Annotated in this window: 13 protein-coding genes; 7 read left to right on the top strand and 6 right to left on the bottom strand. The window is 67.0% G+C overall.

The features are described 5' to 3' along the window. Positions 1 to 118 precede the first annotated feature (118 nt). From KY496_RS23895 to puuE, 6 genes are all read right to left on the bottom strand, one after another. Positions 119 to 1,612 carry a hypothetical protein gene (locus KY496_RS23895; protein ID WP_005668324.1) on the bottom strand — a complete coding sequence of 498 codons (1,494 nt, stop codon included), beginning with the start codon at positions 1,610 to 1,612 and terminating at the stop codon, positions 119 to 121. Between the two features lie 72 nt (positions 1,613 to 1,684). Then, positions 1,685 to 3,001: a guanine deaminase gene (guaD, locus tag KY496_RS23890; RefSeq protein ID WP_005668322.1), complete on the bottom strand. Its 1,317-nt coding sequence runs from the start codon at positions 2,999 to 3,001 to the stop codon at positions 1,685 to 1,687. After that, a complete protein-coding gene (gene xdhC, locus KY496_RS23885; protein ID WP_219862745.1) occupies positions 3,001 to 4,002 on the bottom strand; it encodes a xanthine dehydrogenase accessory protein XdhC in 1,002 nt (333 codons plus the stop codon). Before xdhC ends, guaD begins: the two co-directional genes overlap by 1 nt. Next, on the bottom strand, positions 3,999 to 6,323 hold the full coding sequence (xdhB, locus tag KY496_RS23880; RefSeq protein ID WP_219862744.1) for a xanthine dehydrogenase molybdopterin binding subunit: 2,325 nt from the start codon (positions 6,321 to 6,323) through the stop codon (positions 3,999 to 4,001). Before xdhB ends, xdhC begins: the two co-directional genes overlap by 4 nt. A 10-nt stretch (positions 6,324 to 6,333) precedes the next feature. Continuing rightward, complete coding sequence (gene xdhA / locus KY496_RS23875) at positions 6,334 to 7,797, bottom strand: xanthine dehydrogenase small subunit (RefSeq protein ID WP_219862742.1); 1,464 nt, start codon at positions 7,795 to 7,797, stop codon at positions 6,334 to 6,336. Positions 7,798 to 7,928: 131 nt separating this feature from the next. After that, positions 7,929 to 8,876 carry an allantoinase PuuE gene (gene puuE / locus KY496_RS23870; protein ID WP_184235341.1) on the bottom strand — a complete coding sequence of 316 codons (948 nt, stop codon included), beginning with the start codon at positions 8,874 to 8,876 and terminating at the stop codon, positions 7,929 to 7,931. 193 nt (positions 8,877 to 9,069) lie between these two features. Between puuE and uraH the strand changes: the two genes are divergently transcribed. The 7 genes from uraH (at position 9,070) to pilB (ending at position 17,387) form a co-directional block, all read left to right on the top strand. Beyond that, entirely contained in the window at positions 9,070 to 9,423 is a 354-nt protein-coding gene (gene uraH, locus KY496_RS23865) for a hydroxyisourate hydrolase (protein ID WP_184235344.1), read from the top strand. Between the two features lie 73 nt (positions 9,424 to 9,496). After that, positions 9,497 to 11,335: a DUF4153 domain-containing protein gene (locus KY496_RS23860; protein ID WP_219862740.1), complete on the top strand. Its 1,839-nt coding sequence runs from the start codon at positions 9,497 to 9,499 to the stop codon at positions 11,333 to 11,335. A gap of 54 nt (positions 11,336 to 11,389) precedes the next feature. Continuing rightward, positions 11,390 to 11,947 (top strand): ClpP family protease, encoded by a 558-nt coding sequence (locus KY496_RS23855; RefSeq protein ID WP_184235350.1) that lies wholly within the window; start codon positions 11,390 to 11,392, stop codon positions 11,945 to 11,947. Between the two features lie 190 nt (positions 11,948 to 12,137). Then, positions 12,138 to 13,379, top strand: coding sequence for a hypothetical protein (locus KY496_RS23850; protein WP_219862738.1), 1,242 nt, complete (start codon positions 12,138 to 12,140; stop codon positions 13,377 to 13,379). Between the two features lie 10 nt (positions 13,380 to 13,389). Further along, a complete protein-coding gene (locus KY496_RS23845) occupies positions 13,390 to 13,794 on the top strand; it encodes a hypothetical protein (protein WP_219862736.1) in 405 nt (134 codons plus the stop codon). A gap of 94 nt (positions 13,795 to 13,888) precedes the next feature. Next, positions 13,889 to 15,457 carry a methyl-accepting chemotaxis protein gene (locus KY496_RS23840; protein WP_219862734.1) on the top strand — a complete coding sequence of 523 codons (1,569 nt, stop codon included), beginning with the start codon at positions 13,889 to 13,891 and terminating at the stop codon, positions 15,455 to 15,457. Positions 15,458 to 15,659: 202 nt separating this feature from the next. After that, on the top strand, positions 15,660 to 17,387 hold the full coding sequence (gene pilB / locus KY496_RS23835; protein WP_219862732.1) for a type IV-A pilus assembly ATPase PilB: 1,728 nt from the start codon (positions 15,660 to 15,662) through the stop codon (positions 17,385 to 17,387). Position 17,388 lies beyond the last annotated feature (1 nt).

The following is a 17,388-nucleotide window of genomic DNA, read 5'->3' as shown; positions in this document are numbered from 1 at the left end:
GATTTTTGTAGCGAGAAGGCGACATAAGTTAATTTTATATTAACTTATTACCAAAGAGTCACCGGAGAATCATGACAAGGTAGTGGCCCGGCGGGCGCCGGGCCGTGGATGTCACACTTTATTTGGCACGGACGGCCGCGGCGTCCAGGGCAGCGATCTTTGCCTCGAATTCCGTGTAACGCTGATCCAGTTGTCGGGTCAGCCGTTGCTTTTCTGCCACGGGCAAGAAGGCATAGCGGATGCTGTTGTACGAGGCCTTCTTCACTTCCGCGTAGCTCGGCTTGAACTGGCTGGCGAACTGTACGTACTCATGCGACAGCGTGTGGCGGGTCACGCCGGCATCGTCGGTCGAGATCACGTAGGGCACGCCATATTTACGATACAGGTTCAGCGGATGGTTCGTGGTCGACACGCCGCTGATGAAGGCGTTCGAGGTCAGGTTGATCTCGACCGGGATGTCCTTCTCGCGCATGGTCTTCATGATGCCGGGGGCATTCGCCTCGTGCGCCAGGTCCAGGCCGTGGCCGATGCGGTCGGCGCCCGCCACCGCCAGCGCCTGGTCGATGTGGAACTTCAGGCCTTCCGGCGGCACGTCGCCCAGCGCCAGTTCGCCCGCATGCATCGCCACCTTCACGTCCGGGTAGACCGACTTCAGGAAGCGGAACATCTTCATGTGGAGAAGATAGTCGCGCATCGAGACGTGGGTGCTTTCCTGGCCCACGATGTTCAGGCCGACGACGCGCCCGCCCTTGGCTGCCGCCTTGAAGCTCGACACCATGGCCGAGAAGACCTGCGACGGGTTCAACAGGCGCAGCGTGTAGTTCTGGTAGCGCATGGTGAAACGCTCGTCGTCGATGCCTTCGGAGGCGGCATGGATCTGCTGGACGAAGTCGTCGATCGACTTGTTGAAGGCGGCGTCTTTATCCAGCGCAGCCAGTTTCGCGCGCAGCGCATCGTCGAGCGCCTTGTCGTCGTTCACCGTGGCCCAGGCCTGGCTGTCGAAATCCGGATTGGCGATGAAGGGCGACAGCAGGAACATCGTTTCGATGTAGCCGACGTTTTCCGCGATCGCGCGCTCCTTGATCTCCAGCAGGCCTTCGCGCAGGTTGTCGTTGGCCACCGGGCCGAAGTAGCCGAAGGTCTGGAAGAAGCGCTGGTCGGGCGCCGGCTGCAGGTTGGTGTGGTTGTAGAAATCCCTGTTCGACCAGCGCTTGGCCACTTCGCGCCAGGTGTCTTCGTCGGCGCGCACCTCGGCGCCCGAGCGGCAAGCACGCTGGGCTGCCGGCTTCGCGCGTTCGGCGGCGACGACTGCCTTGTCGGTCTCGATCCGATACGTCTGCGTGTTGATGCAGAAGCCCTGCTTGTCGACGAATTCGGTATAGGTCTCGGCATACACCGAACCCGAATAATGGTGGTGCAGGTCGCCGCCCTTCGGCATCTGCGTGAAGAACATCGTCAGCTCGGACAGCTTCGGCTGCTCGCCCGCGATCAGGCCCGCGTAGTGGCGGGCGGTGGCCGCTTCATTGGCGTTGGCGGCAGGCTCCTTGGCCCAGGCCGGAGCGCCGGCCACGGCCAGCGCCAGCAGCGCGCTGCCGGAGAGTAGCTTGTGCATAGTGTGCTTTCTGGATGAGATGGAATCGCGCCACTCTAACTGCTTAGTTCACCCTTGGCAATATTGCCAGACTCATTTGCCAAATGCGCGCTGATGCACCTTGCGTCCGCCCGAATACGTCGCGGCGATCGTGCGGTCGTCTCCCAGCAGCGCCAGCGCGAACAGCAGTTCTTCCAGCGAATCGGCGTAGCTGGTGCGACGCGCCAGCAGCGGCGTCGCCTCGCGGTCGAGCACCACGAAGTCGGCTTCCAGGCCGGGCTGGAAGCTGCCGATCGTGTCGTCCAGGCGCATGCTGCGCGCCGCGCCCAGTGTGGCGAGGTAGAACATGCGCAGCGCCGGCAGGTAGCTGCCCTTCAGGCGCGCCACCTTGTAGGCTTCGTTCATGGTCTGCAGCATCGAGAACGAGGTGCCGGCGCCGACGTCGGTGCCCAGCGAGAGCAGCGCACGCGCGCTGTCGGCGCGTTCGAAGTCGAACAGGCCGCTGCCCAGGAACAGGTTCGAGGTCGGGCACACGGCGGCGGCCGACCCGGTGGCCGCCATGCGCGCGAAGTCTTCGTCGTCGAGCCAGATGCAGTGGCCGAACAATGCGCGCGGACGCATCAGGCCAAAGCGCTCGTACACGTCGAGGTAGCTGCGCGCCTGCGGGAACAGCTCGCTCACCCAGGTGCACTCGTCCTTGTTTTCCGAGACGTGGGTCTGGATGAAGGTGTCCGGGTGGCGCGCCGCCAGCTCGCCGGTCAGGCGCAGCTGGACGTCGGTCGACGTCGGGGCGAAGCGTGGCGTGATCGCGTACAGCGACCGTCCGCGCTTGTGCCATTTGTGGATCAGGTCTTCGCTCTGCCCCAGGTCGCCCTCGAGGTCGCGCAGGAAGTCCGGGCAGTTGCGGTCCATCAGCACCTTGCCGGCCACCATGCGCAGGTTGCGCGCCTCGCTCGCCTCAAAAAAGGCGTCGACCGATTGCGGATGCACGGTGCAATACACCACGGCGGTGGTGGTGCCGCAGCGCAGCAGTTCGTCGAGGAAGAACTCGGCGGTCGCGCGCGCATGCGCCGGGTCCTCGAAACGGCGCTCGCTCGGGAAGGTGTAGGTCTCCAGCCATGGCAACAGGCCCGGCGACGGCGAAGCGATCATGTCGGTCTGCGGGTAATGCAGGTGGGTGTCGATGAAGCCGGGGGCGATCACCTTGCCGCGGTAGTCGACCGGCTCCAGGCCGGGCGGCAAAGTGGAAACCAGCGCGGCATGGTCGCCGGCGGCCTTGACGCGGCCGTCCTCGACGATCAGCAGGCCGTCTTCATGCCACAGCGCGGCCCCGTCGTCGAAGGCCGGATCGGCGCGAAAGTGCAGCAAGCTGGCACGGTAGGCTTGCACATTGGATGATGCGGTGGACATTACGAGAGTTCCGGTTGTTCTTCAGGGTAGTGGGCGGCTTCCCACACGGACAGCAGCTGGGCGGCGACGGAGGCGGCGATCACGGCCGGGGCCTTGCCGTCGATGCCGGGCAGGCCGATCGGGCAGGTCATATCGGCCAGGCGCGCGGCATCGACGCCGCGTTCGCGCAGGCGCGCCTCGAACTGGCTGCGTTTGGTACTCGATCCTATCAGGCCGAACCAATCCTTGCAGGAATCACTGCGCGCGCGTGACAGGATTGCGTGGCACAGGCGCAGGTCGAGCGCGTGGCTGTGAGTCATGACCAGGAAGCTGGTCCCGGGGGCGGCGCGTTCGGCCAGTGCTTCCGGGGTGTCGGTCGCTTCCACCGTCACGTTGGCGGGGACATCAAGCGGGAACAGGTCGTCGCGTTCGTCGACCCAGGTGACGCGGCAGGGCAAGGGCGCCAGCGCGCGCACGATGGCGGCGCCGACATGGCCGGCGCCGAACAGCATCAGGTGCTCGCGCGGGGCGGGGACGGCGTCCAGCAGCCAGCGGCGGCGGCCCTCCCCCTCCACCACGCGCGTATCGCCTTGCGCTGCAAGGATTGGCGTCGTGACCGCACCGGCGAGGTGACGGCCCGCTTCGTCGAGCAGCGTCCATTCGCTGGCGCCGTCGAGGGCGACCAGGCGCCAGGTGTCCTGGTGGCGGCGCGCGCGCAGGATATCCATCTGTTCGGCTTCCATGCGCTCGAACGCAAGCCAGGCCACGCCGCCGCAGCACTGGCCCAGGCTCGGGCCAAGGGGAAAGCGCTCGAAGCGGCGCGCTTCGCCAAGCTGCAGCATCGCACGCGCGATGTCCAGTGCCCGGTGCTCGAGGTGGCCGCCGCCGATGGTGCCGTCGAAATCCCCGGCGCGCACCAGCATCTTCGCCCCCGGTTCGCGCGGCACCGAGCCCTTCACGGCCGCCACCGTCACCAGCACGGCGGCCGCGCCCGCGTGCGGGGCAAGCCAGTCGTTCGTCATGCGCGCGCCGCCTCGACGAAAGCGACCGCCTTCAGGATCTCTTCGGACGTCGCCGGCGCGTTCAAAGGCGGGTTGACACGGTGCCCGCCCACGCTCGAGACGGCGTCGCGGATCGCGAAGAAGACCGAGAACGGCAGCAGCAGCGGCGGCTCGCCGACCGCCTTCGAGCGGTGGATGCTGTCCTCGACGTTGGCGTTGTCGAACAGGCGCACGCGGAAGTCTTCGGGACAATCCGAGACGGCCGGAATCTTGTAGGTGGACGGCGCATGCGTCATCAGTTTGCCGGCCGGATTCCACCACAGTTCTTCCGTCGTCAGCCAACCCATGCCCTGGATGAAGGCGCCTTCGACCTGGCCGATGTCGATCGCCGGATTGAGCGAGCGGCCGGCGTCGTACAGCGCATCCACGCGCAGCAGCTTCCATTCGCCGGTGAGCGTGTCGACCACGACTTCGGACACCGCCGCGCCATAGGCGAAATACGAGAACGGCCGGCCGCTCATCGTCTTCGGATCCCAGTGCAGGCCGGGCGTCGCATAGAAACCGTCGGACCACAGCTGCACCCGCGCCAGATACGCTTTGGCCACCAGTTCCTCGAACGGCAGCGCCATGCCGGCGACGAACACGGTCCCGGCCGCGAAGCGCACCTCGCTGGCCGCGCCGCCGTACTGGCCGGCGGCGAAATCGGCAAGGCGCGCGCGGATGGTGCGCGCCGCATCCTGGGCCGCCTTGCCGTTCAGGTCAGCGCCGGTCGACGCCGCCGTGGCCGAGGTATTGGCGACCTTGGACGTATTGGTGGCGGTGGCGCGCACCCTTTCCAGTTCCACGCCCAGCTCGTGCGCCACCACCTGCATCACCTTGGTGTTGATGCCCTGCCCCATCTCGGTGCCGCCATGGTTGACCAGGACCGAGCCATCCACGTAGACGTGCACCAGCGCGCCGGCCTGGTTCAGGTGGGTGACGTTGAAGGCGATGCCGAACTTGAGCGGCGTGAGCGCCAGGCCCTTCTTGAGCACCGGGCTGGCGCGGTTGTACTCGAGGATGGCGGCGCGCCGGGCGCGATAATCGCTGTCGGCTTCGAGCTCGGCCACCAGTTCGGGGAGCACGTTGTCGACGATCTCCTGGCCGAAGGGCGTGACGTTGCGCTCGGTCTTGCCATAGAAATTCAGGCGCCGGATGTCGAGCGCATCGCGCCTCAGCTCGCGCGCGATCTCGTCGAGCACGTACTCGATGGCGATCGCGCCCTGCGGTCCGCCGAAGCCGCGAAATGCGGTGTTCGACTGGGTGTTGGTCTTGCCGCAGGCGGCGCGGATCTCGACGTCGGAAAGATAATACGCATTGTCGAAGTGGCAGACCGCGCGCGTGGCGACGGGGCCCGACAGGTCGGCCGAGTAGCCGGCGCGGGTGACCATGTCGACCTTCGCCGCCAGGATGCGGCCGTCGTCGTCGTAGCCGACCTCGTACTCGTAGTGGAAGCAGTGGCGCTTGCCGGTGACCAGCATGTCGTCGTCGCGGTCGGCGCGCAATTTGACCGGGCGCCCGGTGCGCACGGCCGCGATCGACGCCGCCGCGGCCCACAGCGCCGACTGCGATTCCTTGCCGCCAAAGCCGCCGCCCATGCGGCGGCACTCGACCGTCACATGATGCGAGTGCAGGCCCAGCGCATGCGCGACGACGTGCTGCATCTCGCTCGGGTGCTGGGTCGAGCAGTACACGTGCATGCCGCGGTCCTCGCCGGGGATCGCATAGGCGATCTGCCCTTCGAGGTAGAACTGCTCCTGGCCGCCCACGTGCAGCTCGCCCTTGACGACGTGCGGCGCGCGCGCGAAGGCCTGCGCCGCGTCGCCGCGGGCCAGGCGCATCGGCGGCAGCACGTAGGATGCGGCGGCGCGCGCCGCCTGCGGCGTGAGGATGGCCGGCAGGTCGTCGTAGTCGACCACGGCCAGGCGCGCCGCGCGGCGCGCGTTGTCATGGCTGTCGGCGACGACGATGAAGACCGGCTGGCCGACGTACTGGACCAGGCCATCGGCCAGGATCGGATCGTCGTGGACGATCGGGCCGCAATCGTTCAGGCCGGGGATGTCGCGCGCCGTCAGCACCGCGACCACGCCGCGGCTGGCGGATACCTTCGCCAGGTCGATCGCCTTGACGCGCGCATGCGCGCGCGCCGACAGGCCCAGTGCCCCGTGCAGGGTGCCGGCCAGCTCGGGGATGTCGTCGGTATAGGTGGCCTGGCCGCGCACGTGCAGCTCGGCGGATTCGTGCTTGCGTGCGCGGCCGACTTCGGCCCAGGCGTCCATGCGGTTCAAGCCTGCGTCGTTCATGATCAATCCCTCACAAGCTTGCAAAGGCGTTGACGGCGCTGGCCGGCAGCGGATTTTCCGGGCGCGTCTCCAGCCAGAAGCGGTGCAGCAGGTTTTGCGCGGTGCGCATGCGGTAGCTGCTGGAGGCGCGCGCGTCGCTCAGCGGCGCGTAGTCGCGGGCGAGCGCCGCCATCGCCGCGCGCAGCGTGGCTTCGTTCCAGTCCTGGCCTCGCAGGACGGCTTCGGCCTCAAGCGCGCGCTTCGGCGTGGCCGCCATGCCGCCAAAGGCAATGCGCGCGTCGACGATGGTCGCGCCGTCGAGCGTCACGGCGAAGGCGGCGCACACCGCCGAGATGTCCTGGTCGAAGCGCTTGGCCAGTTTATAGGTACGGAACCGCAGCCCGGGCAACGGCAGCGGCACGCGCACCGCTTGCACGAACTCGCCCGCGCGCAGGTCTTTCTGCTGGTAGCCCAGATAAAAATCTTCCAGCGCCAGCACGCGGATGCCTTCGTTACCGCGCAAGACCACCTGGCTGCCCAGCGCGATCAGCCACGGCATCGAATCGCCGATCGGCGAGCCGTTGGCGACATTGCCGCCCAGGGTGCCCGCATTGCGGATCGGGAGAGAAGCAAAGCGCTGCCAGAGTTCGGACAGCTCGGCCGGATAGCGCTCGCACAGCGCCGCGTAGGCATCCTGCAGCGAGACGCCGGCGCCGATCTCCAGCATGCCGGCATCCATACGCACGCTCTTGAGCGCCTCGACCTGGCCCAGGTAGATGACATCGCCCAGATCGCGCAGCTGCTTGGTGACCCACAGGCCGACGTCGGTCGAACCGGCCAGCAGCACGGCGGCCGGATGCGCGGCGCGCAAGGCCACCAGTTCGTCCAGGGTGCGCGGCACGTGGAAGCGTTGGCCGCCGGCCGTGTAGCTGAAGCCGGTGCTGCGCTGCAGGCCGCGCAGGCGCTCGGCCAGCGCAGGCTTGTCGAAAGCAACAGCAGGGAGTTCGGTCATGCGGCGCGCGGCGTCGATGATGGGACGGTAGCCGGTGCAGCGGCACAGGTTGCCGGACAGCGCGTCAATGATCTCGCGGCGCGCCGGCGCGCGGCCCTCCTGCTTGAGGTACATGCCCCACAGCGACATGGCAAAGCCCGGGGTGCAGAAGCCGCACTGCGAACCATGGCACTCGACCAGCGCCTGCTGCACCGGGTGCAGCGCGCCGTCGGCCTGGGCCAGGTCTTCGACCGTGAACAGCGCCTTGCCGTCCAGCGTCGGGGTGAACTGGATGCAGGCGTTAATGGACTTGAGTGCAAGATGGCCGTCTTCCAGCGAACCGACCACCACCGTGCAGGCGCCGCAGTCGCCTTCGGCGCAGCCTTCCTTGGTGCCGGTGCAGCGCACGTCCTCCCGCAAGTGTTGCAGGATGGTTTGCGTCGGCGGCGTCTCGCGCAGTTCGCGCACCTCGCCACGGAAGAGGAATCGGATCGGTTCTGACATGCCTGTCTCGAAGTACAACTTTATTGTTCGCCAAGGGCGGAAGGCTACCATCCGGCGGCCATCCTCATATCATCAAATTCTGATATAGGTTATCATCAACTGCGAATATCTTGGACGCGCGTCCTTGCGCCTCATTCCACGTAAGGATGCACGGTTTTCCAGTGATTGGCGATATCGATGCGGCGCGTCACCCAGACCCGGTCATGCCGCATCACGTAATCGAGGAAGCGCGCCAGCGCCGCCGTGCGCCCCGGCCGCCCCGCCAGGCGGCAGTGCAGGCCGACCGAGAGCATCTTCGGCCGGTCCAGGCCGGCGGGGTCGCCTTCCGCGTAGAGCACGTCGAAAGCATCCTTCAGGTAGTCGAAGAACTGGGTTCCTGAGTTGAAGCCCTGGGCGGTGACGAAGCGCATGTCGTTGGTGTCGAGCGTGTACGGCACCACCAGGTGCGGCGCCGCGCGCACGACGCCATCGGCGTCAAGCGCGTCGACCCGCTGCCAGAACGGCAGGTCGTCGCCATAGTGGTCGGCATCGTAGGCGAAGCCGCCATGCTCGACCACCAGCCGGCGCGTATTGGGCGAATCGCGTCCCGTATACCAGCCCTGCGGCGCGGCACCTAGCAGGCGGCGCATGATCTCGACGGCCTCTTTCATGTGCGCGCGCTCGATCGCCTCGTCGACGTTCTGGTACGAGATCCAGCGCAGGCCGTGGCAGGCGATCTCGTGCCCCAGTTCGCGAAACGCGGCGACGGCCTCGGGGTGGCGCTCGAGCGCCTGCGCCACGCCGAACACGGTCAGGGGCAGCCGGCGTTCCTCGAACAGCCGCAGCAGGCGCCACAGGCCGGCGCGTGAACCGTATTCGTAGAGCGACTCCATGCTCATGTGGCGCGCCGGGAAGGCGCTGGCGCCGACGATCTCGGACAGGAAGGTCTCGGAGGCCGGGTCGCCGTGCAGCACGCAATTCTCGGCGCCCTCCTCGAAGTTCAGCACGAACTGCAGGGCGATGCGTGCGCCGCCGGGCCAGCGCGCATGCGGCGGATTGCGGCCGTAGCCGGCCAGGTCGCGCGGATAGGAAGCTGCCATGGCGTCCCTCGACAAGGAAGAATACGCTTGATCATATATTGCAACGACCACAACAGTATATGACGGGACGCATATGCGGGCTCTTGGCGCCGATATACGTCACTCAGGCGCGCATGATGAATGGGTCGACGCTTGTATCTGTCCAGATCGGCGTTATGATGAGCTTCCCCCACATTCCCCGACAAGGTCCACGATGGGAAAACTGACCACCCATGTGCTCGACACCGCCCACGGCTGCCCAGGCGCCGGCATCCGGGTCGAGCTGTACGCGACCGGCGCCAGCGGCCGCACGCTCCTGAGCAGCGCGGTGACGAACGACGACGGCCGCTGCGGCGCGCCCCTGCTGGAGGCGGCCGCGCTGCAGGCCGGCCAGTACGAACTGGTGTTCCACGCCGGCGACTACTACGCGGCGCGCGGCGTCGACCTTCCGTCTCCCCGCTTCCTGGACCGCATCACGCTCGGCTTCGGCATCGCCGATCCCGCCCAGAACTACCACGTGCCGCTGGTGATGACGCCGTGGTCGTATTCGACCTACCGCGGCAGCTAGCAGACTTGTGGGCGTCATTCTGCGTTGATCGGAAGTAAGATACTCATCAAGACCACGATCAAGGATTGACGCCATGCAGCAGCCCGCGCCCGCCGCTTCTTCCGCGCTTTCGCCCGACGACGACCTGGTCCCGGCCTGGCTCGGCCCCACGCGCATCGGCATCGGCCTGGCCCAGGGCCTGCTGCTCTATCTGCTGTACACGGCGGCGCAAGACAAATCCTGGCCGGCCACCGCTGCGCTGCTGTTCGGGCCGCTCGTCATGCTCGGCCTGCTGCTGCCGGTGATCCTGATCAGCGGCCTGGGCCACCTGTCGCGCCGCCAGCTGGCGTCATGGGCGGTGTCGGCGGCCATCGTCATCGCGCTGCTGGCCGCCTACGATATGTGGCGCCGGCTCGGCGGGCCCGATGGGGAGGGCGGCAAGCCGTCCGGCATGCTCACCTTCTGCCTGGCGGTCGGCTTCTTCATCGCCCATGCGCTGGTGCTGGCGGCCTGCCGCGAGGGGCGCCGCATCGCGGCCTATGCCAGCTACTTCGAGGTCGCCTGGAAGCTCAATCTGCAGATCCTGTTCTGCCTCGTGTTCGTGGGCGCGACCTGGATGGTGCTGCAGCTGGGCGCCGCGCTGTTCGACCTGGTCAAACTGAATTTCCTGAGCTGGGCCATCGGCAAGGCCTGGTTCTTCATTCCCGTCACCGCCTTCGCGTTCTCGGTGGCGATGCACCTGACCGACGTCAAGCCCGCCATCGTGCGCGGCATCCGCAACCTGCTGCACGTGCTGCTGTCCTGGATCTTGCCGGTGCTCACCCTGCTGGTGGGGGGCTTCCTGGCCAGCCTGCCGTTCACCGGTCTCGATCCGCTGTGGGCCACCCGCAGCGCCGGCGGCATGCTGCTCAGCGCGGCGGCTGCCTTCGTGGTGCTGATCAATGCCGCCTACCAGGACGGCGCCAGCCCGCCGGCGCGCGTGCTGGCCGCGTCGGCGCGCATCGCCTGCCTGCTGCTGGTGCCGCTGACGCTGCTCGCCGCCCATGCCCTCGCGCTGCGGGTCGCGGACCACGGCTGGTCGGCCGACCGCGTCATCGCCGCCGCCAGCCTGCTGGTCGCGGCCTGTTATGCCGGCGGCTATGCGGCGGCAGCACTGCGCCGCGGCTGGTTGCGTACCCTGGCCGGCGTCAATATCGCAGCCGCCTTCGTGGTGCTGGCCGTGCTGCTGCTGCTGCTGTCGCCCGTCCTCGATCCGGGCCGCATCGCGGTCAACAGCCAGCTGGCGCGCCTGGCGGCGGGCCAGATCACGCTGCGCCAGCTGGACGTCGCCTACCTTCATCACCACGGGGCGCGCCATGGCCGCGCGGCGCTGGCGCGGCTGGAGCAAGACGCCGCCGGCCCCGACGCCGACTGGCTGCGCGCCGAACTGGCGCGCCTGCGCCAGCCACGCCCACTCGGCGCCGACGCGCCGGCGCAGATCGCGCGCAACCTCAAGGTCTGGCCGGCCGGCGCCTCCCTGCCCGCCGGCTTCGCGCACTACGATTGGAAGAAAGTCGACGGGCAGTACAATCTGCCGCTATGCCTGCAACGCCAGCAGACGCCGTGCGACGCCTATGTCATCGATCTCGGCGGCGACGCCAGGCTGGAGGTCGTCGTGATCGGCGCCCGCGACCATGGCAATGCCGTGCTGCGCCAGGACGACCAGGGCGCTTGGGAAATCGCCGGCAGCCTGCCCGCGTCGCTGACCGGTTGCGCGCCCATGCTCGACGCCCTGCGCGCGGGCCGGGTGCGCGCGGTAGCGCCGCCGATGGCCGATCTCGAGATCGGCGGCCGGCATGTCGCGATCGAGCCGGCCGCGACATTACCCAATTGCGCAGCGACGTTCGGGCAAGGCCAGAGGGCCGGCGCCGTCCAGGAAGACGCGCCGCGCTGACGAATATTGCTATGCTCGGGGGCCGGATACTACCGCTGGAGGGGAGACGCGCATATGGCATTGCACATCGTTCATTTCATCGGCCCGATCAACCACAACTCCGCCTGCACCGTACGTAATTGCTGCCTGGAGGCGCTGCAAAAAGGCGCGACCGAGATCGCGCTGCACATGTCGACCGAGGGCGGCAATATGACGGCCGGCTTCGCGCTCTACTTCTTCCTGAAATCCCTGCCGATCCCGCTCACCACCCACAATATCGGCAGCGTCGAATCGGTCGGCGTGGTGATCTTTTTGGCCGGCCAGAAGCGTTATGCCTGCCCCGGCACGCGCTTCCTGATCCACCCGCTGCACTGGGGTTTCGGCAATCTGGTGGCGGCCGACCATGCGCGCGTGTCGGAGTGGCGCGAGTGCCTGGATTTCGATGCCGAACGCTACGCCAGCATCTTTCGCGAGGCTACCCGCGAAGCCGGCCATGAAACCGACATCCGGCCGCACCTGACCGGCCAGGCCCGCATCTATACCGCCGAGGAGGCGGTTGGCGCCGGCATCGTCCACGAAGCCGTGCAGGCCAGATTGCCGACGACAGGGCCAACTTGTCACTGGTGGAACTAAAACTGACAACGAAATGTGTCAATCCAGCCACACTATATGGCAAAGCGTCCCCAAATATCTCCAATTGTCATAAATTTGTTGCTGCAAAAATTACCTGCTGGATAGAATAATTTCCAGCGCCCATGCCTGCTGCCCTTGCGTGCGCATCTTCCCTAGCAGCTCACGTTACAAATCCGGTATCACCCCCGCAATGAACAAAAAGATTCTCGCCAGCCTGCTGGCGCTCCCCTTGGTCGTCCCGGCGATGGCCCAAGCGCAAGATAACGCCGTCAAGATCAGCGGCTTCGGCACCGCCGCCCTCACCTGGTCGGACGACGACCGCGCCCAGTTCGGTCGCCCGAACCAGGCCAGCGGCGCCGCCGACAACTTCCGCACCGGCGTGGATTCCAACCTCGGCCTGCAAGCCGATTACACCGTCAACAACTGGCTGTCGCTGACTGCCCAGGGCCTGGTGCGCCAGGATGCCGAAGAACACTACGGCGCCGAACTGAGCTGGGCGTTCGCCAAGTTCCGCATCTCGGACGACCTGAGCGTGCGCGTCGGCCGCGTCGGCCTGCCGGTCTTCATGATCTCGGATTACCGCAACGTCGGCTATGCCAACACCATGCTGCGTCCGCCGTCGGAAGTGTATTCGCAGGTGCCGTTCAACAGCGTCGACGGCGTCGACATCACCTGGCGTCGCGACTACGGCAACACCACCGTCACGTCGCAGCTGGCGGCCGGCGCCATCAAGTCGCCGCTCGACGGCTTCCACGTGCGCGGCAAGGACATCGTGGCGCTGAACGTGGTCGCCGAGAACGGCCCGTTCACGCTGCGCGTCGGCCACGCCCGCACCAGGATCACGGTGGACGACCTGGCCTCGCTCAACACCCTGGTCGGCTCGCTGCGCGCCGCCGGCGCCGGCTATCGCCTGCCACAGCTGACCGACCTGGCCGGCCAGATCGAAGCCAAGGATGCCAAGGGCACCTTCAATTCGATCGGCCTGACCGCCGACTGGAACAACTTCGTGCTGCAGACTGAGTTCGCCAAGCGCAAGACCGAGACCTATATCAACGACACCACCTCCTGGTACGTGATGGGCGGCTACCGCATCGGCAAGTTCTTGCCGTACTACACGCGGTCTGAACTGAAAATCGACGGTTCCATCAACAGCACCGTGCCTGCGGCCTGCCCGGCGGGCTATCCCGCGGCCTGCACCCCGACCCTCATGCAGCTGGACGGCGCCGTGCGCCGCATCCCGGTGTCGGGCGTGGGCCAGGGCGAGCAGACCACCGACACCATTGGCGTGCGCTGGGATTTCGCCAGCTCGGTGGCGCTCAAGGTCCAGATCGACCGCATCAAGCCAAGCGGCAACGGCCTGTTCATCAACGCCCAGCCTGGCTTCTCCGGTCCGGTGACCGTGGGCGCCGTGGCCCTCGATTTCGTGTTCTGAAGGAGCGAACATGAAGAAATTGATTCTGGCCGCGTGCGCGGCATCGAGCTTTGCCGCCCTGCCGGCAATGGCCCAGGTGGTCGTGGTCGTCAATCCCAAGGCGGCCGAGAGCAGCATGACCAAGGAACAGGTTGCCCAGTTCTTCCTCGGTAAATCGACGGGCATGACGCCGATCGACCAGCCGGACGGTGCGCCGATCCGCGCCGACTTCTACAAGAAGGTCGCGGACAAGGACGCGGCCCAGGCCAAGGCGCTGTGGTCCAAGCTGGTGTTCACCGGCAAGGCCACGATGCCGAAGGAAGTCGCCGACAGCGCGGCCGTGAAGGCGGCCGTGGCGGCCAACCCGAAAGCGATCGGCTATATCGAGAAGAGCGCGGTCGACGCGACGGTCAAGGTCGTCCACACCGCGCAGTAAATGGCATCTGCCAGGCGGCCGGCATTGCCGCGCCGCCTTGTCGATCCGCCGACGGCATTCGCCGCCCGGCGGGTCTCGCATATCTGGAGACATCATGAGCATCAAGCGCAGGATCTGGGCACTGCCCGTCATTTCCGCCATCATCTTCGGCCTCGGGGCCGGCGCCAGCGTGACGATCGCGAACGGCGCACTGGCGTCGATCACCACCACCGAAACCGTCGATTACCCGCTGATGGATGCCGTCAAGGCGGTGACGCTCGACATCGCCGCCGTCACCGAGGGCCTGACCGACGCCGTGACCGAGGGCGACAAGGCGCGCATCGAGCAGGTCGGCGCGCAGGCGAACAAGGTGCGCGCCGATCTCGACAAGCTTGGACAGATCCCGGGCCATGCAGCGACCGGCGCGCGCCTCAAGAACGAATTCGACGCCTACTACGCTCCCGCGCTGTCGTCGGCGCGCATCATGCTCGAAATGGAACAGGGCGACCCGCAGGCGACGGTCGGCAAGATGCAGGCGGCGCTGGCCTCCCTGAACGCCGACCTGGCCAAGACCGTCGACAGCGCCCAGCGCCAGTTCGCGGCCGGCATCGCCGCCAGCCAGGACAGCGTGCGCAACACGCTGGTGGCGATGGTCGCCAGCGCCCTGGCCGTGCTCGCCGCGCTGGCGATCACCTCGTGGTTCGTGGTGCGCACCATCTGGCGCCAGCTGGGCGGCGAGCCGGCCTATGCGCGCACGATCGCGCAGGCGGTGGCCGCCGGCGACCTGTCGATGGATATCCGGATCGAAGCGGGCGACAACGACAGCCTGCTGGTGGCGCTGAAGGACATGCGCGAACGCCTGGCGACGCTGGTGGCCGGCATCAAGGGTTCGGCCGACACCATCGCCAACGCCAGCACCGAGATCGCGAGCGGCAACGCCGACCTGGCGCGCCGCACCGAATCGCAGGCGGCGAGCCTGGACCGCACCACGCGCGCGATGGAAGAGCTGACCGGCGCCGTGCGCCAGAACGCCGCCAACGCCAGCCAGGCCAACGCCCTGGTGGCCTCGGCCACCGACATCGCCACCCGCGGCGGCGCCGTGGTGGGCGGCGTGGTGACCACGATGGGCGACATCGACGCCTCGTCCAGGAAGATCGTCGAGATCATCGCCACCATCGATGGCATTGCCTTCCAGACCAATATCCTGGCGCTGAACGCGGCGGTGGAAGCGGCGCGCGCCGGCGAACAGGGCCGCGGCTTCGCGGTCGTGGCCAGCGAGGTGCGCACGCTGGCCCAGCGCTCGGCGGCGGCGGCCAAGGAAATCAAGCAACTGATCGGCGATTCGGTGTCCAAGGTGAACGCCGGCAGCGCGCTGGTCGACGAAGCGGGAGCGACGATGGAACAGCTCGTGGACGCGGTGCGCAAGGTGCAGACCATCATGGTCGAAATCCGCGACGCCGGCGCGCGCCAGCACGCGGGCATCGAAGACATCGGCCGCGCGATCGGCAGCATCGACGAGATGACGCAGCAGAACGCGGCCCTGGTCGAAGAGGCATCGGCGGCGGCGGAGTCGCTGACCGACCAGACCGGGCAGCTGACCGAGGCGCTGGCGGTGTTCAGGCTGCAGGTTTCCGAACCGACCACGACCGTGAAAGCTTTGCCAAGACTGTTTCATCAAGCTTAACGCGCCGCACGCGAAGCAGCGCAATACCAGCCCATCCATTCCGGGCGATCCTGCCCGGAATGCCAATTCGTCCACGTGGTACGGACGCATCTCATGCACACCAAATCCTTTACAAATTTAGTGCCTGTAGGCATGATCCTTTGATCCGCCGGCTCGCCCGGCGCCCTTGTCGCTTCCCTTGAGGTTCCCACACACGGCGCATATGGCAGCAGTCCTCCCCAACACGACCACCGGCACCGCGCTGTCGGGCCTGGCGCGCGCGCTGGTGCAGGCCAATCGCCTGAGCGCCGCACAGGCGGACATGCTGCACAAGAAGGCCATCCAGGAAAAGACCGCCTTCATCGACGCCGTGCTCGCCAGCGGCGCGATCGAGCCGCGCGCGCTGGCCGCCTTCTGCGCCGAGACCTTCGGCTATCCGCTGTTCGACCTGTCGGCCTTCGCGCCGGAGTTCCTGCCCACCAGCGCCATCGACGCCAGGCTGATGCAGGCCCAGCGCGTGATCGCGCTGGCCAAGCGCGGCAACAAGCTGTCGGTCGCGCTGTCCGACCCGACCAATAACCAGGCCCTGGACCAGATCAAGTTCCAGAGCGAGGCGACGGTCGAGCCGGTGATCGTGCCGCACGACGCGCTGCTCAATCTGCTGGCCGCGATCGCCAAGGGCGCCGAACAGGAGTTGAGCGAGCTGGCCGGCGACGACGCCGAGATCGAGTTCGCCGAGGAAGACCAGCAGGCGGCCACGAACCCGGAGGCCGCCAGCGACGTCGAGGACGCGCCGATCGTGCGCTTCCTGAACAAGATCCTGGTGGACGCGGTACAGATGGGCGCGTCGGACATCCACTTCGAGCCCTACGAAAAGTATTACCGGATCCGCCTGCGGGTCGACGGCGTGCTGCGCGACCACGCCTCGCCGCCGCTGTCGATCCGCGAAAAACTGGTGTCGCGCATCAAGGTGCTGGCGCGGCTGGACATCGCCGAGAAACGCGTGCCGCAAGATGGCCGCATGCGGCTCATCATGTCGGCCACCCGTACCATCGATTTCCGTGTCAGCACCTTGCCCACGCTGTTCGGCGAAAAGACCGTGATGCGTATCCTGGACGCGACCCAGGCGCAAATGGGCATCGACGCGCTCGGCTACGATCCGGACCAGAAGGCGCTGCTGCTGGAGGCGATCACCCGCCCCTACGGCATGGTGCTGGTGACGGGCCCGACCGGTTCCGGCAAGACCGTGTCGCTGTACAGCTGCCTGAATCTGCTGAACAAGCCTGGCATTAATATTTCGACCGCCGAAGACCCGGCCGAGATCAACCTGCCGGGCGTGAACCAGGTCAACGTCAACGAAAAGGCCGGCCTGACCTTCCCGGTGGCGCTGAAGTCCTTCCTGCGCCAGGACCCCGACATCATCATGGTCGGCGAGATCCGCGACCTGGAAACCGCCGACATCGCGGTCAAGGCGGCCCAGACCGGCCACATGGTGTTCTCGACGCTGCACACCAACGATGCGCCGTCGACCCTGACGCGCCTGATGAACATGGGCGTGGCGCCGTTCAACATCGCCTCGTCGGTGATCCTCATCACGGCCCAGCGCCTGGCGCGGCGCCTGTGCGGCTGCAAGCAGCCGCTCGAGATCAGCCGCGAGGCCCTGCTGGCCGCCGGCTACCGCGACAGCGACCTGGACGGCGACTGGCGGCCCTACGGTCCGGTCGGCTGCGACCGCTGCCTGGGCTCGGGCTACAAGGGCCGGGTCGGCATCTACCAGATCATGCCGATCTCCCCCAGTATCGAGGCGCTGATCCTGGCCAACGGCAATTCCATGGAAATCGCGGCCCAGGCCGAGAAGGAAGGCGTCAACTCGTTGCGCCGCTCGGGTTTGCTGAAAGTGAAACAGGGGCTGACCAGCCTTGAAGAAGTGCTTGGCTGCACCAACGAATAAG

It is taken from the genome of Massilia sp. NP310 (assembly GCF_019443485.1).
Classification (GTDB): Bacteria; Pseudomonadota; Gammaproteobacteria; order Burkholderiales; family Burkholderiaceae_D; genus Telluria; species Telluria timonae.
This window is presented reverse-complemented; position numbering and strand designations above follow the sequence as displayed.